The sequence below is a fragment of the Nitrobacter sp. TKz-YC01 genome (assembly GCF_047824785.1).
Taxonomy (GTDB): domain Bacteria; phylum Pseudomonadota; class Alphaproteobacteria; order Rhizobiales; family Xanthobacteraceae; genus Nitrobacter.
Genome location: NZ_CP181167.1, coordinates 2,495,617 through 2,518,094 on the forward strand (window position 1 = coordinate 2,495,617; position 22,478 = coordinate 2,518,094).

At 63.3% G+C, this 22,478-nt stretch carries 19 protein-coding genes; 5 read left to right on the forward strand and 14 right to left on the reverse strand.

Features of this window, described 5'->3' with window-relative positions; translation table 11 throughout:
- The first annotated feature begins 373 nt into the window (after positions 1 to 373).
- The gene (locus ACMYR2_RS11875) at positions 374 to 670 is read left to right on the forward strand and encodes a helix-turn-helix transcriptional regulator (RefSeq protein ID WP_347265360.1); all 297 of its coding nucleotides are present in this window, start codon (positions 374 to 376) and stop codon (positions 668 to 670) included.
- Here ACMYR2_RS11875 and ACMYR2_RS11880 read toward each other — a convergent pair.
- From ACMYR2_RS11880 to ACMYR2_RS11900, 5 genes are all read right to left on the reverse strand, one after another.
- Positions 624 to 1,880 carry a tyrosine-type recombinase/integrase gene (locus ACMYR2_RS11880; protein ID WP_416192989.1) on the reverse strand — a complete coding sequence of 419 codons (1,257 nt, stop codon included), beginning with the start codon at positions 1,878 to 1,880 and terminating at the stop codon, positions 624 to 626. The two genes, ACMYR2_RS11875 and ACMYR2_RS11880, sit on opposite strands and share 47 nt — an antisense overlap.
- 292 nt (positions 1,881 to 2,172) lie before the next feature.
- Positions 2,173 to 3,795 carry a glutamine-hydrolyzing GMP synthase gene (guaA, locus tag ACMYR2_RS11885; protein WP_416194090.1) on the reverse strand — a complete coding sequence of 541 codons (1,623 nt, stop codon included), beginning with the start codon at positions 3,793 to 3,795 and terminating at the stop codon, positions 2,173 to 2,175.
- A gap of 87 nt (positions 3,796 to 3,882) precedes the next feature.
- Positions 3,883 to 5,184 (reverse strand): RsmB/NOP family class I SAM-dependent RNA methyltransferase, encoded by a 1,302-nt coding sequence (locus ACMYR2_RS11890; protein ID WP_416192990.1) that lies wholly within the window; start codon positions 5,182 to 5,184, stop codon positions 3,883 to 3,885.
- A gap of 331 nt (positions 5,185 to 5,515) precedes the next feature.
- Positions 5,516 to 7,012, reverse strand: coding sequence for an IMP dehydrogenase (gene guaB, locus ACMYR2_RS11895; RefSeq protein ID WP_347265257.1), 1,497 nt, complete (start codon positions 7,010 to 7,012; stop codon positions 5,516 to 5,518).
- 180 nt (positions 7,013 to 7,192) lie between these two features.
- Positions 7,193 to 7,441 carry a hypothetical protein gene (locus tag ACMYR2_RS11900; RefSeq protein ID WP_347265256.1) on the reverse strand — a complete coding sequence of 83 codons (249 nt, stop codon included), beginning with the start codon at positions 7,439 to 7,441 and terminating at the stop codon, positions 7,193 to 7,195.
- A gap of 118 nt (positions 7,442 to 7,559) precedes the next feature.
- Here ACMYR2_RS11900 and ACMYR2_RS11905 point away from each other — a divergent pair, with 118 nt between their 5' ends.
- Both ACMYR2_RS11905 and ACMYR2_RS11910 read left to right on the forward strand, forming a co-directional pair.
- The gene (locus ACMYR2_RS11905; RefSeq protein WP_416192991.1) at positions 7,560 to 9,032 is read left to right on the forward strand and encodes a DHA2 family efflux MFS transporter permease subunit; all 1,473 of its coding nucleotides are present in this window, start codon (positions 7,560 to 7,562) and stop codon (positions 9,030 to 9,032) included.
- Positions 9,033 to 9,180: 148 nt separating this feature from the next.
- Positions 9,181 to 9,852, forward strand: a complete 672-nt coding sequence (locus ACMYR2_RS11910) for a class I SAM-dependent methyltransferase (protein ID WP_347263194.1) — start codon at positions 9,181 to 9,183, stop codon at positions 9,850 to 9,852.
- A gap of 5 nt (positions 9,853 to 9,857) precedes the next feature.
- Here the strand turns inward: ACMYR2_RS11910 and ACMYR2_RS11915 are convergent, their stop codons facing one another.
- Positions 9,858 to 10,550 (reverse strand): RlmE family RNA methyltransferase, encoded by a 693-nt coding sequence (locus ACMYR2_RS11915; RefSeq protein WP_347263193.1) that lies wholly within the window; start codon positions 10,548 to 10,550, stop codon positions 9,858 to 9,860.
- A gap of 164 nt (positions 10,551 to 10,714) precedes the next feature.
- Entirely contained in the window at positions 10,715 to 11,782 is a 1,068-nt protein-coding gene (locus ACMYR2_RS11920) for a Ppx/GppA phosphatase family protein (protein WP_347263192.1), read from the reverse strand.
- A 386-nt stretch (positions 11,783 to 12,168) separates the two neighbouring features.
- Between ACMYR2_RS11920 and ACMYR2_RS11925 the strand changes: the two genes are divergently transcribed.
- The gene (locus ACMYR2_RS11925) at positions 12,169 to 12,642 is read left to right on the forward strand and encodes a YaiI/YqxD family protein (RefSeq protein WP_347263191.1); all 474 of its coding nucleotides are present in this window, start codon (positions 12,169 to 12,171) and stop codon (positions 12,640 to 12,642) included.
- Positions 12,643 to 12,647: 5 nt separating this feature from the next.
- On the forward strand, positions 12,648 to 14,456 hold the full coding sequence (locus tag ACMYR2_RS11930) for an ABC-F family ATP-binding cassette domain-containing protein (protein WP_347263190.1): 1,809 nt from the start codon (positions 12,648 to 12,650) through the stop codon (positions 14,454 to 14,456).
- A gap of 4 nt (positions 14,457 to 14,460) precedes the next feature.
- Here the strand turns inward: ACMYR2_RS11930 and ACMYR2_RS11935 are convergent, their stop codons facing one another.
- From ACMYR2_RS11935 to ACMYR2_RS11965, 7 genes are all read right to left on the reverse strand, one after another.
- Positions 14,461 to 15,693: a TIGR03862 family flavoprotein gene (locus tag ACMYR2_RS11935; RefSeq protein WP_347263189.1), complete on the reverse strand. Its 1,233-nt coding sequence runs from the start codon at positions 15,691 to 15,693 to the stop codon at positions 14,461 to 14,463.
- A 28-nt stretch (positions 15,694 to 15,721) separates the two neighbouring features.
- On the reverse strand, positions 15,722 to 16,198 hold the full coding sequence (locus tag ACMYR2_RS11940) for a MaoC family dehydratase (protein ID WP_347263188.1): 477 nt from the start codon (positions 16,196 to 16,198) through the stop codon (positions 15,722 to 15,724).
- A 130-nt stretch (positions 16,199 to 16,328) separates the two neighbouring features.
- Positions 16,329 to 17,228 carry a 3-hydroxyisobutyrate dehydrogenase gene (gene mmsB / locus ACMYR2_RS11945; RefSeq protein ID WP_347263187.1) on the reverse strand — a complete coding sequence of 300 codons (900 nt, stop codon included), beginning with the start codon at positions 17,226 to 17,228 and terminating at the stop codon, positions 16,329 to 16,331.
- A 137-nt stretch (positions 17,229 to 17,365) separates the two neighbouring features.
- Entirely contained in the window at positions 17,366 to 18,439 is a 1,074-nt protein-coding gene (locus ACMYR2_RS11950) for an enoyl-CoA hydratase/isomerase family protein (protein WP_347263186.1), read from the reverse strand.
- On the reverse strand, positions 18,436 to 19,581 hold the full coding sequence (locus ACMYR2_RS11955) for an acyl-CoA dehydrogenase family protein (RefSeq protein WP_347263185.1): 1,146 nt from the start codon (positions 19,579 to 19,581) through the stop codon (positions 18,436 to 18,438). The genes ACMYR2_RS11950 and ACMYR2_RS11955 overlap by 4 nt, the downstream gene beginning before the upstream one ends.
- 16 nt (positions 19,582 to 19,597) lie before the next feature.
- On the reverse strand, positions 19,598 to 21,091 hold the full coding sequence (locus ACMYR2_RS11960) for a CoA-acylating methylmalonate-semialdehyde dehydrogenase (RefSeq protein ID WP_347263184.1): 1,494 nt from the start codon (positions 21,089 to 21,091) through the stop codon (positions 19,598 to 19,600).
- 93 nt (positions 21,092 to 21,184) lie between these two features.
- Complete coding sequence (locus tag ACMYR2_RS11965) at positions 21,185 to 22,354, reverse strand: acetyl-CoA acetyltransferase (RefSeq protein ID WP_347263183.1); 1,170 nt, start codon at positions 22,352 to 22,354, stop codon at positions 21,185 to 21,187.
- Positions 22,355 to 22,478 lie beyond the last annotated feature (124 nt).

Here is a 22,478-nt window from a genome sequence, read left to right on the forward strand (position 1 = left end):
CCCCTCCCTCCGGCCGCACGCGTCCATAGGCGCTGACAGGCTCCGCGATTGACGGAGCGCTGCGCAGGAAGGGAGCGACAACCCAAATCCTGAGTTTGCTACTCATATTCATTTGCATAAACCACTGACCATCGGTCAGTCAAAATGGCTGGTGTTCAGTCATTTATAGAGGCCCCTCAGGCCGAAAGGCGGTGGCCATTAGCCTAGCGGGATCGCCACCGATGGCGTCGATCTAGCTTTCAAGCTGCGCCGACGTGAAAACCCGCCGATGTGCCCGCTACAATACGATATTGCCGCACGATTTTCCGAAGGGGCTTCCGATATCCGTACCTATCGTTCTCAATCGCCCCAGCAGCTATGACGGAGATTGAGCATGGGCCACACTGACAATTCAGTAGTTCGGAAGACTATCAGACGGCACCAATTGCGTGAGATGGTCCCGTTGGCAGATAGCACGATCTATGAAATGGAGCAGCGGGGCGAATTTCCCCGACGCTTCGCCTTAACCCCAAGATGCATCGTTTGGGACCTGGACGAGGTCCAGGCATGGCTCGCGGCCCGCAGGTCAAAGCCAATTCTTCGCGCTCGTGGGCCCGATGTGAAACAACGCCGGGCCCGACCGGTCAAAGGGCGGGATCGGGTTGAAGAAGCGGCATCGAAGGCGGGATAAGCACAGGCACATATTTCCGACCCTCAACCCATGCATCCACGATGTCCGACCATTCCTGCATCATGTGGCGACGCTGAACCTCATACTCAGCCTTGTTGTAAACGCCCCGCGATGAGCGGCCATCCTCATGCGCGAGGCACTTCTCGATCCAATCGCTGTTGAAGCCAAGTTCGTTCAGCAAGGTGGAGCCAGTGCGACGCAGGTCGTGGACCGTAAATGACTCCAATGGAAGGCCTTCAGCTTGCGCCCGTTCAACAACTGCATAGGTCACGCGATTGAACGTAGCTCGCGACATCGGAGCATGGGTATCGTACCGAGAAGGTAGAAGGTACTTCGAGTTCCCCGCGCATGTCTTCAACGCGATCATGATGTCAAGCACCTGGCGCGAGAGATAGACGTTGTGCGCCTTTGAACGCTTCATTCGCTCTTTCGGGATCGTCCAAACGGCGTTCTCGAAGTCAACTTCATCCCATACCGCATCCTGCAATTCGCTCTTGCGAACCATCGTGAGCAAATACAGGCGTAGGCCCAAGCGGATCGTGGGGAGCGTCGCCACGTGCTCGAGCTGCTTGAGCGTCACCCTGATCTCGGATGGCGAAAGCGATCGATCCTTTGGCGTGAACGTCGCGATGGACGACGGACCAACCTCGTCCGCAGGATTCGCGACCTTCTCTCCGTGCAGAATCGCAAAGCCGTAAATCTGCTTCAGGATGTCACGAACATGGATCGCCGTCGCCGGCGCCCCTCGCTCAACGATCTTTGCGCAATGCGCCCTCAGATCGTCGGGCGTGATTTCAGTCAGCAGACGCTTCCTCCAAACGGGAAGCAGCTCGCGCTCGAAAATCGAGCGACGCATCGCCCGCGTGCTGTCAGCCATCGGCGCCGAGGTCAGCCACTTTTCACCAAATTCGCCGAAGCTCTTCGCCTCCTTCAATCGGCGTTTGTCGCGTTGCTTTTCAATGGCCGGGGAACGTCCCTCGCTAACCGCACGGCGCGCATCCAGGCACTTTTCGCGCGCGCGTGCGAGTGAGATGCCGTCTCGGCCGTACTTACCGAGATAGACGGTCTCGCGCCGGCCGTTCAGCCTGTAGTCGAGCCGAAACGAGATCGCTCCGCTCGGCATGACGCGAACGTACATGCCGTCACGATCCGTCACCTTGTACATTTTCTCCCTTGGCTTCAGTGCCTTGAGTGCTGCGTCCGTCAGCATGTTGCTGCCACCTCCAAAAAGTACCGTCATCGACTTTTGAGGGCTCGCGTCTTCGGAATATCTTTCAATTTCCGATGCTTACGGAGGAAAAAGTACCGTCACGAGCCGCATTTCTCGTGACGGTACTTCGTAAAAGAGCGCAGAGCAACACACTGAATGTCCGTCAGTCAGTACGTCGGCCGCATTTTATGCGCGCCGATATCTGCCGATAGATATTGACAGATTTATTTGTCATTTCAGAGTGTTAGGTCGTGCTCTGGCGTATCGGCGGATACGGCCGGAAGGGTCTGAATCATTCCCACTCGATTGTGCCGGGCGGTTTTGATGTCACGTCATACACCACCCGGTTCACGCCCTTGACCTCATTGATGATCCGTGTCGCGGTCGCACCGAGGAATTGCGCGTCGAACGGATAGAAGTCCGCGGTCATGCCGTCGGTCGATGTTACCGCGCGCAGGCCGACGACATAGTCGTAGGTGCGGCTGTCGCCCATCACCCCGACCGTCTTCACCGGCAGCAACACCGCAAACGCCTGCCAGATGTCATCGTAGAGCCCGGCCTTGCGGATCTGGTCTATATAGATGGCATCAGCTTCGCGCAGGATATCCAGCTTTTCATTGGTGATCTCGCCGGGGCAACGGATCGCGAGCCCGGGCCCCGGGAACGGATGGCGGCCGACGAAAATCTCCGGCAGGCCGAGCTCCCGCCCCAGCAATCGCACCTCGTCCTTGAAAAGTTCGCGCAAGGGTTCGACCAGCTTCATGTTCATGCGATCAGGCAGACCGCCGACATTGTGGTGCGACTTGATCGTCACCGACGGTCCGCCGGTGAACGAAACACTTTCGATTACATCTGGATAGAGCGTGCCCTGGGCCAGGAAGTCAGCCGATCCTTTTCCCAAGGCTGCGATCTTTTTCGCCTCCGCCTCGAACACGTCGATAAAGAGACGGCCGATGGTCTTGCGCTTCGCTTCCGGATCCGTGACTCCGTCAAGCTCGCTGAGGAACTGCTTCGACGCATCAACGTGGACCAGCGGGATATTGTAGTGATGGCGAAACAGATCCACCACCGTCTTTCCTTCATCCTTGCGCAGCATTCCATGGTCGACGAACACGCAAGTGAGCTGGTCGCCGATCGCCTCGTGGATCAGGATCGCCGCCACCGATGAATCAACGCCGCCGGACAGGCCGCAGATCACCCGGCCCTGACCGACCTGCGCCCTGATCTTCTCGACCGCCTCCTCGCGAAACGCGCGCATGGTCCAGTCGCCCTTTAGCCCCGCGACCTTGCGGACGAAATTGCGGATCAGCTTTGCGCCATCGGGCGTATGCACCACCTCGGGATGAAACTGCATCGCGTAGAACCCGCGCGCATCGTCGGCGATGACCGCGATCGGCGACCCCGGCGCTTTCGCCACGGCGCGAAAGCCATCGGGCAGCTTGGTCACCCTGTCGCCGTGGCTCATCCAGACATCATAGGTGCCGCCCTTCTCCCAGACACCATCGAACAACGCACAGGCGTCGATGACCTCGATGGCGGCGCGGCCGAACTCGCGATGATGCCCGGCTTCGACAGTGCCGCCGAGCTGCTGCGCCATGGTCTGCTCGCCGTAACAGATGCCGAGCACGGGTACACCAGCCCGGAGGATCGACATCGGCGCCGCGGGCGCATCCTTGTCGAGCACGGAGGCCGGCCCGCCGGACAGGATCACCGCCTTCGGCTTCATCGCAAGAAAGGCGGCTTCCGCCTTCTGGAAGGGCACGATTTCGGAATAAACGCCCTGCTCCCGCACGCGCCGCGCGATCAGTTGCGTGACCTGGGAGCCGAAATCGACGATCAGAATCTTGTCGTGCGCGGAGGTTACGTCGGCAGAAGGATCAGGCGCTGACGCGGAGGTTTTGCTGGAGGCTGTCATGGCCAGCAGATACGCGACCGGCCACAGGGTCGCAACCGCCAAAACGCGTCATGGCCGGGCTTGTCCCGGCATGACGAAAGCTCTCAGTCAGCGCTTTACCAGAATCGAGACGAAAAACCCATCCGTTCCGGTCCGGCGCGGGGTCATCAGCACCCCCTCATTCGAGGTATAAACCGCCGCGAGGAAGTCGTCGTCCGCCCTGTCCCACAGCACGGAAGCGGTCCGCGCGGGCGGCGTTACCGTAAAATCTGGATGTCGGCCGATAAACTTGCGGATTTGCTCGCCGTTCTCCTGCGGCAATACCGAGCAGGTGACGTAAACGACGCGCCCACCCGGTTTCACAAGAGCGGACGCGCGATCAAGCACTTCGGCCTGATCCTTCAAACGGATATCGAGCGCGCCGGGCCGCATCCGCCATTTCGCGTCGGGATTGCGCCGCCAGGTGCCGGTTCCGGTGCAGGGCGCGTCGATCAGCACGAGATCGGCCGACGCCCGGATATCGGACAACGGTTCGGCCTCCCCCTTCGGGCTCCGGATCTCCGCGTTATGCACGCCCGCGCGGGACAGCCGTTCGTGAATCGGCGCAAGCTGCCGCTTGTCGCGATCGGTCGCGATGAGGCGGCCCCTGCCCTGCATCATGGCGGCCAGCGCCAGCGTCTTGCCGCCAGCGCCAGCGCAAAGATCGATCACCTGCTCGCCCGGTCTGGCTCCGGACAGCAGCGCCGCGACTTGCGAGCCCTCGTCCTGCACCTCGACGGCGCCCTTGATGAACTCCTCCTCGGCCTGGATGCCGGGATTACGCGCGTCCGCGCCCAGCATGATCCTCAAGCCGAGCGGCGACCACGGCGTCGCCGTCACGCCGAGATGTTGCAGCGATCCCAGAACCTTGTCGCGTTTCGCTTTCAGCGTGTTGACCCGCAGATCCAGCGGCGCGCGGCTCGCCATCGCTGCCGCCTCGGCTGCGCGATCCTCGCCGAACGCCTCCGCCAGATACACGTCAAGCCATTCCGGATAATCGCCCGCGACATGAGCGGGCGCGTCCTGCAACGAGCGCGAGGCCAAGGCCTGCTGTTCCCCGTCGGTCAGCGGTTCGGGCGCGAAACGGCCGCCGTCGCACAGTGACGCGATCGCGTCGGCATTCATGCCGCGCTCCAGTTTCAGCATACCGAACAGGCGCGCGCGCGCGGTATCGTCGTCCATGATCCAGGCGCTGGACGCCTGACGGCGCAGGACGTCGTAGACCAGTCCGGAGATCGCGGCGCGGTCGCCGGAGCCGGCGAAACGATGCGCCGTGCCCCACTCCTTCAGGGCCTTCGCCGCCGGTATCCGCTGGTTGTCGATGGCCTTGATCACTTCGATAGCGGCGGAGAGCCGCGCGGCGGGTGTCATGACAAGCTTTCGATTGGAGGCAATGTTAATCGCTCAGAACTTAGAGCATGATCCGATCAAGTTGAATCGGACCATGCTCTGAAAGTTATTCTCTGGTCGCATTTTCTTGCGGCGAACCGGTATCCACTTCGCCGGAAAATGCTCTAGCGTTACCGAGCGACGAGGAATCCACTCTCAAAAACGCTATGGCGATCGTCCGCGATGCCATTTCGGGCGAACGGAGCAATGAAGGCGCTGCCCGGCCATACGCTGCCCGGCCATACAACGGCGGCAGCAGCTTGACCCGACCTCATTCTCGCGCCGCCGTGCGGTGCAATTGAGACAACCGTGGTCAGGCGCCGCCGGGATAGTTCGGGCTTTCGCGCGTGATCGTGACATCGTGGACGTGGCTTTCGCGCAAGCCCGCGCCGGTGATGCGGACGAAACGCGCCTTGTCATGAAATTCGGCGAGGTTGCGCGCGCCGACATATCCCATAGCCGCGCGCAGGCCGCCAGCGAGCTGATGCATGACGTTGCCGACCGGCCCCTTATAGGGCACCTGTCCCTCGATTCCTTCCGGGACGAGCTTGAGCGTATCCTTGATATCCTGCTGGAAATAGCGGTCGGCCGAGCCCCGCGACATCGCTCCGACCGAACCCATGCCGCGATAGGCCTTGTAGGACCGCCCCTGCCACAGATACACCTCGCCGGGCGTTTCGTCGGTGCCGGCCAGCAGCGAGCCGACCATGACGATGTCCGCGCCCGCGGCGAGCGCCTTGGCGAGATCGCCGGAATACTTCACGCCCCCATCGGCGATCACGGGCACGTCGGCCTTTTTCGCCGCCTCGGCCGCATCCATGATGGCGGTCAACTGCGGCACGCCGACGCCGGCGACGATGCGGGTGGTGCAGATCGAACCCGGACCGATGCCGACCTTGATGGCGTCGGCCCCCGCGTCGATCAGCGCCTGCGCGCCCTCCGCCGTGGCGATGTTGCCCGCGATGACCTGCACGGCGTTCGACAGCCGCTTGATGCGGGTAACCGCTTCCAGCACGCGGCTGGAGTGGCCGTGCGCGGTGTCCACGACGATCAGATCGACGCCGGCGTCGATCAGCCGCTCGGTGCGCTCAAAGCCGCCTTCACCCACCGTGGTCGCCGCGGCGACACGCAGCCGCCCCTGCGAGTCCTTGCTGGCCAGCGGATGCGCCACCGCCTTTTCCATGTCCTTGACGGTGATGAGTCCGACGCAGCGATACTGATCATCGACGACCAGCAGTTTCTCGATGCGATGCTTGTGCAGCATCCTCTTGGCTTCTTCCTGGCTGACGCCCTCACGCACCGTCACCAGGTTCTCGTGCGTCATCAGCTCGGAAACTTTCTGCCGCGGATCCGTGGCGAAGCGGACGTCGCGGTTGGTGAGAATGCCGACGAGCCTGCCCGGAGAAGCGCCGCTGCCGCCGTTCACCACCGGAATGCCGGAGAATCCGTGATCGCTCATCAGGGCCATCGCGTCGGACAGCATCGCGTCAGGGCCGATGGTCAGCGGATTGACCACCATGCCGGACTCGAACTTCTTCACCTGCCGCACCTGCGCGGCCTGCCCCTCCGCATCGAAATTGCGATGGATGACGCCAAGGCCGCCGGCCTGCGCCATCGCGATCGCCATGCGCGCCTCGGTGACGGTATCCATGGCGGAGGCCATGATCGGGATGTTGAGCGGTATGGCCCGCGTCACGCGGGAACTGACATCGGCCTCGGAGGGCAGGATGTCGGACGCACCGGGCTTCAGCAGGACGTCGTCGAACGTGAAGGCTTCTTTGATATCCCGAAATCCGTTTTCAAGCGCCATCGCCAACTCCATTGGGCGGCGCGGCCGCCGCGAAACCCATCGGGATGGAATGGCCGGCCAGCGACACCCCTGGCGTCGCCGTCGAATGAGGTTCCATCGAAGGGATTGGCGGTGGTCGATAGCACGGCGGCCACGGGAATCAAAGCATTTGGCTGCCGTGCGGGAGCTTTTCCAGCCCGTTCAGCGGGGATAGTTCGGCGGCGGTCCGTGCTCCCGGATCGCATCGACCACCTCCCGATGCCGGCGATCCTCCCGCTTCATGTAGACGGCGATCACCGCATGCGCTGACGGCACCAGGAACAGGATCGGGAAGATCAGCCCGAAAATCACGCAAACCACGATCACGACCACGTTCAGGATGGCCGAGAACGGCTGGCCGTTGAACAGCAATCCGAGCGGCGGCAGCAGGGCGGCGAGCACGTAGATCATCGCGGGATCTCCCAGAGTTCACCAAGGATTTAGGAAGGCTCACGCGCCGCGCAATAGCGCACCGGCCCAAATTGGTGCTACAGCCCCGCTCCGCTGTCCGCTTGCCCCGCGAGCCCGCATGAACAAGGAACGCCTGGTCCCGCTGATCGTCGCCGCCGCCCTGTTCATGGAGAACATGGACTCCACGGTGATCGCGACATCGCTGCCGGCGATCGCCGCCGACATCGGCGCCAGCCCGCTGACGCTGAAGCTCGCGATCACGTCCTACCTCTTGTCGCTGGCGGTATTCATACCGGCAAGCGGCTGGACCGCGGACCGGTTCGGGGCGCGCTCCGTCTTCAGCGCGGCCATCGTGGTGTTCATGATCGGCTCGATCGGCTGCGCGCTGTCATCATCGGTGACGGATTTCGTGATCGCCCGAACCCTGCAAGGGCTGGGCGGCGCGATGATGACTCCGGTGGGCCGGCTGGTCCTGCTGCGTTCAATCGACAAGAGCGCGCTGGTCAGCGCCATGGCGTGGGTGACGATACCCGCCTTGATCGGGCCTGTGGTCGGCCCGCCGCTCGGCGGCTTCATCACCACCTATTTCTCATGGCACTGGATTTTCCTGATCAACATTCCGGTCGGCCTGATCGGAATCTTCATGGCGCAGCGCTACATCGACCCGATCCGCAGCGACAATCCCGAACGCTTCGACCTTTACGGCATGATGCTGGCCGGCCTCGGGGTGGGCGGCATCGCCTTCGGCCTCTCGGTCGCCGGTCTCAACCTGTTGCCGTGGACGGTGGTGACCGCGCTGATCGGGACCGGGTCGGTTTCGATGGCGCTTTATGTGATGCACGCCCGCCGCACCGACCAGCCGGCGCTGGATTTCACGCTGTTGCGCCTACCGACGTTCCGGGCCAGCATCTATGGCGGATTTCTGTTTCGCGTCGGCGTCGGCGCAATGCCGTTCCTGCTGCCGCTTCTGATGCAGGTTGGCTTCGGCCTGTCGCCGTTCGGCTCCGGGCTCGTGACGTTCTCGTCGGCCGTCGGCGCCATCGGCATGAAGACGCTGGCCGCCCGCATCATCCGCGCCTTCGGTTTCCGCAACATCATGACCGTCAACGCGGTGGTGAGTTCGGTCTTCCTCGCGGCCTGCGCGCTGTTCACGGTCACGACGCCGCTGCTGCTGATCATGATCATTCTTGTCGTCGGAGGTTTTTTTCGCTCGCTGCAGTTCACCGCGATCAACGCCCTGACCTATGCCGATGTCGAGCCCGAACGGATGAGCCGTGCGACCACGCTCGCCAGCGTCAACCAGCAACTGGCGATTTCAGCAGGGGTCGCGCTCGGCGCCTTTTCGGTGGAGACAACGATGCTGTTCCGCCACGACACGGAATTGACAGCCGGTGATTTCGGCCCCGGATTTCTCGTCGTGTCCGTACTGTCGGCGATGTCCACCTTTTACTTCATGCGACTGCCGGCCGATGCCGGTCATCAGGTTTCCGGCCGGCGCACGGTGGTGATTTCCGATCCCACCCGGGAATCGGAGGCCGAGGAAGAAGCCTCCCGGGAGACCGTCACCGCTCGCGACCAACGGATAAGCTAGACTCGCCGCACGTTGATGCCCCCGTCTCCGGACCTCGTCGGATAGATGCGGACCTATCGCGCATGATGGAGTTCAAGTACGGATCCTATGCGTTGCTGGCGTTTGCCGATCGCTGCTTGCGCCGCTGCCAGGACCACAGGAGTTTGATATGGAGCCATTCTCGGGAGCGGCGGTGAATACCTACGCTGAAGGTCCACCTCGTCAGGTGCCGGGATTCACCGATCTGCATCGGATGACGACGATGCTGCTCGCGGAACGGGTCCCCGAAAACGCTCGCGTGCTGGTCCTGGGCGCGGGCGGAGGACTGGAGCTCAAGACTTTCGCGGAATCGCACCCCTGCTGGTCATTCGACGCGGTGGACCCGTCCGCTCCCATGCTGAAGCTCGCCGAGCGGACGGTCGGACGACATGCAAAGCGCGTACGTTTTTACGAAGGCTATATCGACGACGCGCCGCAAGGACCTTTCGATGCCGCCACATCGTTGCTGACCTTTCACTTCATTCCTCGTGAAAAGCGGCTGGGAACGTTGGAGCAGATCCGCCGTCGTCTCAAACCGGGCGCGCCGTTTGTGGTCGCCCATATCAGCTTCCCGCAGACAGAACCCGAGCGGTCCGTCTGGATCGCCCGTCACGTCGCATTCGGTGCGCGACCTGACACAAGCCCCGATCAGATGGAAAAGTCCCGACAGGCCATAGCCGACAGGTTATCAATACTCGCGCCGGAGGAAGAGGAGACGATGCTGCAGGAAGCCGGTTTCTCCGACGTCAGCTTGTTCTATGCCGGTCTCAGCTTCAAGGGCTGGTTATCTTACGCGGGCTGAACCGATCAAGACTTATCCCTCGTACCGCCGCGAAAGCCGGTCGCCATGACATAGCGTTCTGAGGAGTCCTGCCGGCTCGCGGCGGGCTTCACATGCCGGACCGTCTGGAAGTCGCGCTTGAGCTGCACAAGCAGGCTGGCGTCCGCCCCGCTCTGGAAGACTTTTGCGATAAACGTTCCGCCGGGCCGCAGCACGTCGGCCGCGAAAGCCGCCGCGTTTTCGACCAGACCTATGATCCGAAGCTGGTCCGTCTTGCGATGGCCGGTCGTGTTGGCCGCCATATCGGAAAGCACGACATCCGCGGCCCCCTCCATCATCGCGAGCAGCTTGTCGGGAGCGCTGTCGTCGAGAAAATCGAGCCGGGCAAAGGTTACGCCGACGATCTCCGGCATCTCCAGGAGATCGATGGCAATCACCCTGCCCTTGCCCTCAGTGGCCCCTACGCGTTTCGCGGCAACCTGACTCCAGCCGCCCGGCGCCGCGCCGAGATCGACGACCGTCATGCCGGGCTTCAGGAAGCGATGCTTGTCGTCCATTTCAATCAGCTTGAAGGACGCGCGGGAGCGCCAGCCTTCGCGTTTCGCCTGCGCCACGTAGGGATCGTTGAGCTGCCGCTCCAGCCAGAGCTTGGACGACAGCTTTCGCTTGCCGCCGGTTTTGACGGTCACATGCAGCCGGCCGGTGGTATCTTTCGCCATATCGAACCATCGTGCCCGGACCTGATCCGGGCATCCATCAGAAAACAAGCCGCGCTGCGGACATCATGGTCTCGTTCGCGCGGATGGATTGCCGGACCGCCTGCGCGAAGACGCGCTTCGCGCTTTTGCCCGGCAATGGCGAAAGATCATTCTTGTGCATCAACTCAGTTGAATGCGCCATCCTCGCGCATCATTTCAACCAGCATGCCCTCGCGCAGACCGCGATCCGCGACCCGCAGACGAGGCAAGGGAAAGGCCCGCCGAATGGCATCCAGGATGGCGCAGCCCGCCAGAACCAGATCGGCACGTTCAATCCCGATACAGCCGTTGGCGACCCGTTTCTGATAGTCCATGCCGCAGAGTCGCGCGATGGCCTGGGTCACCTCGATGTCGTTCATCCAGATGCCGTCAACCTTGCGGCGATCGTAGCGCGCAAGGCCAAGATGGAGGCCGCCAAGCGTCGTCACCGTGCCCGAGGTCCCAAGAAGGTGCATTCCGTAAAGGTCGCGGCCATAGGCGTCCGCGAACGTCGCGATATGCCCGGCAACCTCTTTCACCATGGACGCGTAAGATTGCGGCGTGATGTCGTGTCCGCCAAAACATTCGGCCAGCGTGACGACACCGACCGGAATCGAGACCCATGCGATGGTGCGCAGGTCGCCTTCGCGACGGCGTTCTATCCGAACAAGTTCTGTCGAACCACCGCCGATATCGAACAGGATCGCACCGCTCGCCTTGGGATGAACCAGCGAGGAGCAACCGACCACCGCGAGTGCGGCTTCCGTTTCCCGATCCACCACCTCAAGCTGGATGCCCGTGGCGGCGGCGACACGGCTGCGAAAACTCTCGGCGTTCGACGCCGCCCTGCACGCCTCGGTCGCGATCAGCCGCAGGCGGCCCGCTTTCCTGACGCGGATCTTGTCACGGCATATCGCAAGCGCCGCGATGGTCCGGTCGATCGCCGCCTCGCTGATACGCCCTGTCGATGAGATGCCCTCGCCCAGCCGGACAATTCGCGAAAACGAATCGATCACACGAAAGCTGTCGCTTGCCGGCGAGGCGATCAGCAACCTGCAGTTGTTGGTGCCGAGATCGAGCGCGGCATAAACGCTGGCATCGCCGCTTGGCGAAGGACGTATAGCGCTCGCCGCGGTCATCGCGGCCTCCACCCCCCGAAAGCTGTCGCGCGAACCGGCCCCGGCATCAGCGCAACGCTGGATATCATCATCCATGGATCAGTCTTTCCGCAGCCGCTCGGCAGCCTACGCGACAATGTTTTTCCCGGAAGTTTAGCAGCGCAGACCGTCAGCGCAACCGCCCATGGCTCCAGAGGTCATCGTCTTTCGGATCGCCCCGGCCGTCTGGACCATCAGCAAGCTGAGAAAAGATCAAAAACCCCTAGCAATTCCATAACTTCACGCTCTACTGCGCCGTAAAGTCGGTTCTCGCAAGCCGTCCGCGAATCTGGAATGAATCCAGTTCATGCAACCACAGATATACGTCCGACGGCTGCATGCACCTCTGCTGTGGATCTGAGATTTCCGCTCCATGCTCGCAATCCGCCCTCACATGGAGTAACACGCGCTGCCATGATGTTCGCGCAGCCGACGATCCGCCATTGACCGCCATTCGCCTCTACGTTGACGCCGATGCCTGCCCGGTGAAGGACGAAATCTATCGCGTCGCGGAGCGTCACGGCGTGTCCGTCAGCGTGGTGGCGGGGGGATATATCCGCGTCCCCGACCATCCCCTGATCGAGCATATCGCGGCCGGGCCCGGCATGGATGCGGCCGACGACTGGATCGCCGAACGCGCCGGCAAGACCGATATCGTCATTACCGCGGATATTCCGCTGGCGAGCCGATGCGTCAAAGCGGGCGCCAGCGTGATCGCGCCGAACGGAAAGCCGTTCACGGAGCAGTCGATCGGAATGACGCTGGCCGTCCGCAACCTGATGACCGACCTGCGCGCGAGCGGCGAAGTGACGGGCGGCCCGCGCTCGTTCCAGCCGCGCGACCGCTCGGCCTTCCTGTCGGCGCTGGACCAGGCCATTCGCCGCATCCAGCGCGCCTGCGCGGCACAGCGGGGCTGACGACGATGGCGCCGCCGCTCATCCAGTTGAAGGATATCGCGCTGACGTTCGGCGGCATGCCGCTTTTGTCAGGGGTCGAACTTACCGTATCAGAATCCGAGCGGCTCTGCCTGATCGGCCGCAACGGCTCCGGCAAGTCCACGCTCCTGAAGATCGCGGCCGGCCTCGTGGCGCCCGACAGCGGCAGCCGCTTCGTGCAGCCCGGCGCCACCGTGCGCTATCTGCCGCAGGAGCCGGACTTCGCCGGCTTCGAAACCACGCTGGCCTATGTCGAGGCGGGGCTGGGCCCCGGCGACGATCCCTATCAGGCCCGCTATCTGGTCGAACGGCTCGGCCTGACCGGCGAGGAAGATCCCGCGCACCTTTCCGGCGGCGAGAGCCGGCGTGCGGCGCTGGCGCGGGTGCTGGCCCCCTCGCCCGACATCCTGCTGCTCGATGAACCGACCAACCATCTCGATCTCACCACCATCGAATGGCTGGAAGGTGAACTCGGCGCGCGGCGCGGCGCGCTGGTGCTTATCAGCCATGACCGGCGCTTCCTGACCAATCTTTCACGCGGCACCGCATGGCTCGATCGCGGCCGGATCCGGCAGATCGACCGGGGCTTTGCGAAATTCGAGGAATGGCGCGACGAGGTGCTGGCGGAAGAGGAACGCGACCAGCACAAGCTCGACCGCAAGATCGTCGCCGAGGAACACTGGCTGCGTTACGGCGTCTCGGGCCGCCGCAAACGCAACGTCAAGCGGCTCGCCGGCCTTCACGAACTGCGCCAGCAGCGGCGCGACTATCGCGGCACCGCGGGCAGCGCGACCCTCGCCGCCGCCGAGGCCGACAAATCCGGCAAGCTCGTCATCGAGGCGAAGGGAATCAGCAAGCGGTTCGGCGAGCGGGTAATCGTCGACAACTTCTCAATTCGCATCCAGCGCGGCGACCGCATCGGCATCGTCGGTCCCAACGGCGCGGGCAAGACCACGCTGATCAACATGCTGACCGCAGCCGAGCCACCCGACAACGGCACGATCCGGCTCGGCGCCAATCTCGAAATGGCGACGCTCGACCAGCACCGCGAAAGCCTCGATCCGAAATCGACGCTGACGGAGGCGTTGACCGGAGGACGCGGCGATCACGTCATGGTCGGCGGCAAGCCAAAGCACGTCGTCAGCTACATGAAGGATTTTCTGTTCGCGCAGGAGCAGATGCGCACGCCGCTCGAGGTGTTGTCCGGCGGCGAACGCGGGCGCTTGATGCTGGCGCGCGCGCTGGCCAAGCCATCCAACCTGCTGGTGCTGGACGAGCCGACCAACGATCTCGATCTCGAAACGCTCGACGTATTGGAAGACATGCTCGGAGACTACGAGGGCACCGTGATCCTGATCAGCCACGATCGTGATTTCCTGGATCGCGTCGTGACCTCGGTGATCGTTCCGGAGGGGAATGGCCGCTGGATCGAATACGCCGGCGGCTACACCGACATGCTGGCGCAGCGCGGCGCCGACCTCAAACGCGAAGCGGCGAAATCCGCGCCCGTGCCCGAAGCGGGACATTCCGCGAAGCCCGCACCGATCCCCGGCAAGCGGCGGCTCAGCTTCAACGAAAAACACGCGCTGGAGACGCTCCCGAAATCGATCGAAAAGCTTCAGGCCGAGATCGCGAAGCAACAGCGTCGCCTTGACGATCCCGATCTCTATGCGAGGGACCGCACAGCCTTCGAGAAGACTTCCACCGCGCTGACCAACGCGCAGGCGGAGCTGCAACAGGCCGAGGATCGCTGGCTGGAGCTGGAAATGCTTCGCGAAGAGATCGAGCAAGCCTGAGAGCTTAACGCCGCAACCATTTCAGCGCGCCTCGTCCCGCCGCAACGCCGGTCGCAAACGACGCCTGCAACAGATAGCCGCCGGTCGGCGCTTCCCAGTCCAGCATTTCGCCGGCCACGAAGACGCCCGGCAAACACCGGATCATGTAGTTCTCATCAAGCTCGCTGAACGCGATGCCTCCGGCGGATGAAATCGCGCGCGCGATCGGCGCGATGCCCGTCAGCGTGAGCGGCACCGACTTTATAAACGCCGCTAGTGCTGGCGGCGGCATCGTTCCAGGCTGCTGTCCGGAAGCTGTCGCCGCTTCCCGCAATAGCCCGATCGCGACCGGTGAAAGGCCCGCGGCTTTGCGCAGCCAGTTGGACATGGACTGTTTTCCGCGCGGCGCGCTCAAGCGCGCGGCGAGTTGATCCGTCGCGGCATCAGGCCGAAGATTGATGCGCAGAACGGCGTTCCCGGCAACGTCGATGCGCTGGCGCAATACCGCCGAGAGGGCATAGATTCCTCCACCCTCGATGCCGCCATGAGTGACGAGAGCCTCGCCGCGCGCGGTGTGCGAACCGAACGACAGCGCGACGTTCTTCAGCGGCTGACCTTCGAAGCGATCACGGAAGACGACGCTCCACGCTACGTTAAACCCGCAATTCGCTGGTCGCAGCGGCGAAACAACGATCCCTCTGGACGCGAGCTGCTCGACCCATGCGCCGTCGGAGCCAAGCCGCGGCCAGCTCGCGCCGCCGAGCGCCATGACCGTCGTATCCGCCGCCACCATGCGCTCGCCGTCAGGCGTTTGAAACTTAAGACGACCCTCATGATCCCAGCCAATCCAGCGATGCCGCAGCGCTAGCGTCACGCCAAGCGTATCAAGCCGCCTCAGCCACGCACGGAGCAGCGGAGACGCCTTGAACGCTTTCGGAAACACGCGGCCGCTCGACCCCACGAAAGTCGGCTGATCGAGATCACCGGCCCACTCTCTCAGGGCCGCTGGCGTGAAGCTGTCGATCGCCGGCTGCAAATACGTCGCGGCCGCGCCATAGCGCGCGAGAAACCGCGGCAGCGGCTCGCTGTGCGTCAGATTGAGACCGCCGCGTCCCGCCATCAGAAGCTTGCGGCCCGCCGACGGCATGGCGTCGAACACGATCACGCGCACGCCCCCGCGCGCGAGAACTTCCGCGGCCATCAGGCCGGCAGGACCAGCGCCGAGAACCGCGGCCTGGATGTGGAGGACGTCACGCATGCAAGCGACGCAGGATCAAGAGCGTTCGTCAGGAAAAGTACAAAAGGGCAAGCCAGTCGGCGGCGAGCGCCGGCCGGGTCTCGCCCTCGATCTCGACGCTGACGGCGGTGCGCGACAGCAGTTCGCCGGGCTTGCGAAGCGTCGCCTCGGTGAGCGTGAAGCGGCCCCTGACGCGCGATCCGGATTTGACCGGCGATATGAAACGGAGGCGGTCGAAGCCGTAATTCACCCGCATGGTGACGCCAGTGACCGGCGGAATCACATCATGCGACATGACGCTGAGCAGCGACATGGTCAGGAATCCATGCGCGACCGTCGTGCCGAAAGCTGTTGTCCGGGCTCGCTCCGGGTCAACGTGGATGAACTGATGGTCGTCGATCACGTCGGCATAGAGGTCGATCCGCTTCTGATCGATCAGGTGCCACGAGGAAACGCCGATCTCCTGACCAATCATCTGCCTGTAGGCTTCGAGCGTGATCGATGGCTGCTTCCACACCTCGTTCACGACCAGCGCCTCCGCGGTTCCTGACCTGGACGCTGGAATTTCAGGAAGGTCACCTTTACGAAAAGTGACGCCCCGTGGCGCATCATCCGCGCGACGCCACAACGGAAATTCGCGCCCTTCGCAAACGCCGTCATCGGCCGCCCCTGTCTTCCGCGAGAGAGCGGATATGTTTGATGATTCCGGAAAAATCGACGCCGCCGTTTCCGGCCGCGTCGAACGCCTTGTAGATATCCTGCGCGTGCTGTCCGAGCGGCGTCACCGCGCCGGTGGAATCCGCCGCCGTCCGCGCGAGCGTCAAATCCTTGAGCATCAGCGCCGAGGCGAAACCCGGCTTGTAGTCGTTATTGGCGGGCGAGGCCGGAACCGGTCCCGGCACCGGACAGTAGCTGGTGAGCGACCAGCACTGGCTTGAGGCGTTTGACGCGGCATCGAACAGCGCCTGATGCGACAGCCCAAGCTTTTCCGCCAGCACGAAAGCCTCGGCGACAGCGATCATCGAAACGCCCAGGATCATGTTGTTGCAGATCTTGGCTGCCTGCCCCGTCCCGTCGCGGCCGCAATGAACGATCTTTTTGCCCATTGCTTCCAGGAAAGGTTTTGCATCTTCAAAGGATTCAACTTCTCCCCCCACCATGAACGTCAGCGTCGCGTCTCGCGCGCCCGCGACGCCTCCCGAAACCGGCGCATCGACCGAATGCAGGGAAGCCCTCGCCGCCAGCATATGGGCCCGTCGGGCGCTTTCGACATCGATGGTCGAACAGTCGATCATCAACGCGCCCCTGGTGGCCGCGGGCATGACCTCGGTCCAGACCGACACCACGTGCCGGCCCGCCGGCAGCATGGTGATGATGACGTCCGCATTGGTCACCGCTGCCCTGGCGCTGCCCGCGATCGTCACGCCGTTCGTTCTGGCCGCATCGCACAAGGCCGGAACGAGATCGAAGCCGGCCACCCTGTGGCCGGCCTTGACGAGATTGGCCGCCATGGGTCCACCCATGTTGCCGAGACCGATGAACGCAATGGCCGCCATGCTGACCTCCAGTCGAGGTGACTTGTTCTTTTGATCTAGAGCCCTTTCGCTTCTGATGGAATCAGAAGCGGGCTCTATGATTTTGATTTGACGCGTTTTCTTCACGCGAACCGGTGTCCACTTCGCTTGAAAACGCTCTAATTGAACACGAGTTCGTCCGCACCGGCATTCGCAAAATACGGTGCAATCATCTCCGGCGTAACATCGTGGATCGCGGCCGGCGACCATTTTGGATTGCGATCCTTGTCGATGATCGCGGCGCGGACGCCTTCACGAAAATCATCGCTCGCAAAGACCGCAAGCGCGGCGCGATATTCCCGCGCCAGACATTCCTCCAGCGTGGCCGAGGCGCGCGCAAGCCGCAGCAGCTTCAACGTCACGACAAGGCCGCGTGGCGACTTCTCGTTCAGTGTCTTGAGGATTGAACGCGCGAGTTCGGACCCGTCACGCTGCAGGATCGTCAGGATATCGTCCATTCGGCCATGCGCGAACCACGCATCGATCCGGGGCCGGATCGCCGCGACTGAACTTGCGGACTCACCGGTCGCAAATCCCGCGATCGCGGCTCTCACGCGGGCTGAATCCGCGCGGTCGCCAAGACCAACCAGCGTCTCGCACAACGCGGCTAGTTTTCGCGACGGTACGCTCACATCGGCAAGACCGGCGTAGATCGCATCCGCTCCGTTCATGTTCTGGCCGGTCAGCCCGAAGTAGGTTCCGATCTCGCCGGGCGCGCGCGACAACAGCCATGTTCCTCCGACATCCGGGAAGAAGCCGAGACCGACCTCCGGCATCGAGAGTCTGGTTCTTTCGGTGACGATTCGGTGTGCGCCGTGCGCCGACAATCCGACGCCGCCGCCCATGACGATGCCGTCCATGAAGGCGACATAGGGTTTTGGAAATTTCGCGATCCGCGCGTTGAGCAGATATTCCTCGCGCCACATCACCCTGCCGAGATCACCGCCGGCATTCGCGCTTTCCCAGAGCGAGCGGATGTCGCCGCCCGCGCACAGACCGCGCTCGCCGGCGCCTTCGAGCAGGATCAGACCGACCGCGGGGTCCCGCTCGAACTCGTCCAGCGCCTTGTGGATCCCGCGGAACATGTCCAGGGTGACGGCATTGATGGCCCTCGGACGGTTGAGGCGAACGATTCCCGCGCTTCCCTCGCGCCGTGCGATCAGATCCGGTTCATTGCCTGTTGCGATCGTCATCGCGCCCCCTCGATCAGCTTGCGCGACACGATCAGGCGCATGATCTCGTTGGTCCCCTCAAGAATCTGATGCACGCGCAGATCGCGCACGATCTTCTCGATGCCGTACGCGCTGAGATAGCCGTAGCCGCCGTGCAGTTGCAGCGCCTGATTGGCGACCTCGAAGCCGACATCCGTGGTCAGCCGTTTCGCCATCGCACATAGCATTGTGGCGTCCCCCTCCTCCCGGTCCAGCGCGGCAGCCGCGCGCCACAGAAAAGTTCGCGCCGCTTCCAGTCCGGTCGCCATGTCGGCGACCTTGAATTGCAGGGCCTGGAATTCGTCGAGCCGCTTGCCGAACGCCTTGCGCTCCTTCATGTAAGCGAGCGCCTTGTCGAGCGCCGATTGCGCGCCGCCGAGCGAACACGCGGCGATGTTCAGCCGTCCGCCGTCCAGTCCGGCCATCGCGATCCTGAAGCCGGCGCCCTCGCCGCCAAGACGATTGGCGATCGGCACCCGCGCGCTCTCGAAGATCACGGCGCGCGTGGGCTGCGCATTCCATCCCATCTTGCGCTCGTTGGCGCCAAATGAGAGGCCCGGCGTGTCGCGTTCGACCACGAGCGTCGAGATGCCGCCCGGCCCATCGTCTCCCGAGCGCACCATCACCACATAGATGTCGCTCGCACCCGCGCCCGAGATGAACTGCTTCTGTCCGTCGACAACGTAGTGATCGCCGTCGCGCCTCGCGCGAGTTCGCAAGGCAGCCGCATCCGATCCCGCGCCGGGCTCGGTCAGGCAATAGCTGGCCAGCAGTTCCATGGTGCAGAGTTTCGGCAGCCATCTTCGCCGCTGCTCGTCCGAACCATAGGCATCGATCATCCACGACGCCATGTTATGGATCGATATGAACGACGATACGGTGGGGCAACCATGCGCCAGCGCCTCGAAGATCAGCGTCCCGTCAAGCCGGCTCAAGGCCGAACCGCCGACATCATCGCGAACGCAGATGCCGCCGATGCCAAGCGCCGCCGCCTCCCGCATCATCTCGACCGGAAAGTGCTTCTCTTCGTCCCATTGAAGCGCGAACGGCGCGATCCTCGCGGCCGCGAAGTCCCGCGCCATATCGCGGACGGCGATCTGCTCTTCAGTCAGCGCGAACTGCATGCGTGATCCCTGCCGGTCACTTGCTGTGGAACGCGAACTGCGCCCCTTCCTTGACGCCGGAGGGCCAGCGCGAGGTGACGGTCTTGGTTCTCGTGTAGAATCGAACCGAATCCGGACCGTATTGATTGAGATCGCCGAAGGCCGAGCGCTTCCAGCCGCCGAAGGTGTAGTAGGCGACCGGCACCGGGATCGGCACATTAACGCCGACCATGCCCACCCGGACGCGCGAGACGAATTCCCGCGCGGCGTCACCGTCGCGCGTGAAGATCGCGACGCCGTTGCCGTAGTCGTGCTCGGACGGCAACGCCACCGCTTCGTCGAAATCCTTCGCGCGCACCACAGAGAGCACCGGACCAAAGATTTCCTCCTTGTAGATCCGCATCTCGCTGGTGACGTTGTCGAACAGACAGGCCCCCATGTAGAATCCGTTCTCATAGCCCTGCATTCTGAAGCGGCGGCCATCGACCGCCAGCGTGGCGCCTTCCCTTACGCCGATCTCGACATAGTCCCTGACACGCTCCAGCGCCGCCCGGCTGACGAGCGGACCGAAATCGGCGGACGCATCGGTGGACGGCCCGATCTTCAGGTTCTCCACGCGCGGAATCAGCTTCTCCATCAGCCGGTCGGCCGTGGCTTCGCCCACGGGAACCGCGACCGACACCGCCATGCAGCGCTCACCGGCCGCGCCGTAACCCGCGCCCACCAGCGCCTCCACCGACTGATCCATATCAGCGTCGGGCATGATGATCATGTGATTCTTGGCGCCGCCGAAGCACTGGCACCGTTTACCCGTCGCGGCAGCGCGGGAATAAACGTAATGCGCGACCGAAGATGAGCCGACAAAACCGACCGCCGCGATGTCGGGATCGTCAAGAATGGCGTCGACCGCCTCCTTGTCGCCGTTGACGACATTGAGAATGCCGGGCGGCAATCCCGCCTCGCGCATCAATTCGGCCAGCCGCATCGGCACGCCCGGATCGCGCTCGGACGGCTTCAGGATGAAAGCGTTGCCGCAGGCGATGGCCGGCGCGAACTTCCACATCGGGATCATCGCCGGAAAATTGAACGGCGTGATTCCGGCGACGACGCCGAGCGGCTGACGCATCGAATAGCTGTCGATGCCGGGACCGGCGTTCTCGGTGAAGCTGCCTTTCATCAGTTCGGGAATGCCGATGGCGTATTCGACCACCTCCACGCCGCGGAAGATGTCGCCATTGGCGTCGGGAATGGTCTTGCCATGTTCGCGGGCGAGCAGTTCGGCGATCGCATCATTGTCGCGCGCCACCAGTTCGAGAAACTTCATCAGCACGCGGACGCGGCGTTGCGGGTTGGTCGCCGCCCAGGTTGGCTGCGCTGCCCTGGCATTCTCCACGGCCTCGCGCAGTTCGGCTTTCGACGCCAGTGCGACCCTGGCCTGCACCTCGCCCGTCATCGGCTGATACACGTCGGAAAAACGTCCCGATGCGCCCTCGACATTCCTGCCGCCGATGAAGTGCCCGATGGTTCGCATGTTTTCTTCCGGCCCGCCCGCAAAAGTCCCGTCGGGACATCCTGATCCGTATACCCCTTGCCTCGCGTCCTGAGCGATGCGCGTTGTTAGAGGCTATCGAAACGGCTCAAGAATCGAAACATAGTTCGCGACCGCCGTGCCACCCATGTTGAAGATGCCGGCGAGCCTGGCATCCCTGATCCGCATGCCCTCGGGCGCCTCGCCCGCGAGTTGCATCGCACTCATCACATGCATGGAAACGCCGGTGGCGCCGATCGGATGGCCCTTGGCCTTCAGGCCACCGGACGGATTGACCGGCAACCTGCCGTCTTTCTGCGTCCAGCCTTCCTTGATGGCGCGCACCCCTTGCCCTTTCGGCGTCAGACCCATGGCCTCGTACTCGATCAACTCGGCGATGGTGAAGCAATCGTGTGTCTCGACGAATGAGAGATCGGCCAGCGCGACGCCGGCCTTCGCCAGCGCCCGCTGCCAGGCAACCGTGCAACCCTCGAACTCCAAAATGTCGCGCCTCGACATCGGCAGGAAGTCCTGCGCGTGGCCGGTCCCGCGAATGCTGACCGCCTTGCGCGCTGACCTCGCCGTGTCGGCGTCCGTCAGCACCAGCGCGGCCGCGCCATCAGACACCAGCGAACAGTCCGTGCGCTTCAGCGGCCCGGCCACGAACGGGTTCTTCTCGCTCTCGGAGCGGCAGAAGTCGTAGCCGAAATCCTTGCGCATCTGCGCGTAAGGGTTGGCGACGCCATTCCTGTGATTCTTCGCTGCGATCATCGCCAGCGCGTCCGAGGCGTCGCCGTATTTTTGGAAGTAAGCTTGCGCGATCTTGCCAAAAATCCCGGCAAAACCGCCGACGGTATCGCCATCTTCGGGCAGATAGGAAGCGCGCAGCAGATTGCGGCCGATCTCCGGCCCTGGCGTCCGCGTCATCTGCTCGACGCCAACCACAAGCACGATCCTCGCCGCCCCGGACGCGATCGCGCGGACGCCCTGATGCACTGCCGCCGATCCGGTGGCGCAGGCGTTCTCCACCCGCGTCGCCGGCTTGAAACGGAGTTCCGGATCGGCCTGCAAGACGAGAGCCGCGGTAAAATCCTGCGGTGAGAAGCCCGCATTGAAATGCCCGAGCACGATCTCATCGACATCGCCGGCGGAAATCTCGGCGTCGGCCAGCGCGCCGGTTGCGGCCTTTACCACAAGGCTTTCAACGGTCTCGGTGTCGAGTTTCCCGAACGGCGTATGCGCCCATCCCACGATGCTGGCGCTCATGATCCTGCTCCATATCCTGGACCGGACCACGGTGATTCCGGATCGGATGGATTCCAGAACCATCAACGTGATCGGCATCTGTTTTCGAGCGGGACGCGAGCGGATAGCCGTCACGCTCCCCTTC

Excerpts from the sequence above, each read along its gene's own strand:
- ACMYR2_RS11875 (WP_347265360.1), top strand. The coding sequence starts at position 374 with ATGGGCCACACTGACAATTCAGTAGTTCGGAAGACTATCAGACGGCAC.
- ACMYR2_RS11880 (WP_416192989.1), bottom strand. The coding sequence starts at position 1,880 with ATGCTGACGGACGCAGCACTCAAGGCACTGAAGCCAAGGGAGAAAATG.
- guaA (WP_416194090.1), bottom strand. The coding sequence starts at position 3,795 with ATGACAGCCTCCAGCAAAACCTCCGCGTCAGCGCCTGATCCTTCTGCC.
- ACMYR2_RS11890 (WP_416192990.1), bottom strand. The coding sequence starts at position 5,184 with ATGACACCCGCCGCGCGGCTCTCCGCCGCTATCGAAGTGATCAAGGCC.
- guaB (WP_347265257.1), bottom strand. The coding sequence starts at position 7,012 with ATGGCGCTTGAAAACGGATTTCGGGATATCAAAGAAGCCTTCACGTTC.
- ACMYR2_RS11900 (WP_347265256.1), bottom strand. The coding sequence starts at position 7,441 with ATGATCTACGTGCTCGCCGCCCTGCTGCCGCCGCTCGGATTGCTGTTC.
- ACMYR2_RS11905 (WP_416192991.1), top strand. The coding sequence starts at position 7,560 with ATGAACAAGGAACGCCTGGTCCCGCTGATCGTCGCCGCCGCCCTGTTC.
- ACMYR2_RS11910 (WP_347263194.1), top strand. The coding sequence starts at position 9,181 with ATGGAGCCATTCTCGGGAGCGGCGGTGAATACCTACGCTGAAGGTCCA.
- ACMYR2_RS11915 (WP_347263193.1), bottom strand. The coding sequence starts at position 10,550 with ATGGCGAAAGATACCACCGGCCGGCTGCATGTGACCGTCAAAACCGGC.
- ACMYR2_RS11920 (WP_347263192.1), bottom strand. The coding sequence starts at position 11,782 with ATGGATGATGATATCCAGCGTTGCGCTGATGCCGGGGCCGGTTCGCGC.
- ACMYR2_RS11930 (WP_347263190.1), top strand. The coding sequence starts at position 12,648 with ATGGCGCCGCCGCTCATCCAGTTGAAGGATATCGCGCTGACGTTCGGC.
- ACMYR2_RS11935 (WP_347263189.1), bottom strand. The coding sequence starts at position 15,693 with ATGCGTGACGTCCTCCACATCCAGGCCGCGGTTCTCGGCGCTGGTCCT.
- mmsB (WP_347263187.1), bottom strand. The coding sequence starts at position 17,228 with ATGGCGGCCATTGCGTTCATCGGTCTCGGCAACATGGGTGGACCCATG.
- ACMYR2_RS11950 (WP_347263186.1), bottom strand. The coding sequence starts at position 18,439 with ATGACGATCGCAACAGGCAATGAACCGGATCTGATCGCACGGCGCGAG.
- ACMYR2_RS11955 (WP_347263185.1), bottom strand. The coding sequence starts at position 19,581 with ATGCAGTTCGCGCTGACTGAAGAGCAGATCGCCGTCCGCGATATGGCG.
- ACMYR2_RS11960 (WP_347263184.1), bottom strand. The coding sequence starts at position 21,091 with ATGCGAACCATCGGGCACTTCATCGGCGGCAGGAATGTCGAGGGCGCA.
- ACMYR2_RS11965 (WP_347263183.1), bottom strand. The coding sequence starts at position 22,354 with ATGAGCGCCAGCATCGTGGGATGGGCGCATACGCCGTTCGGGAAACTC.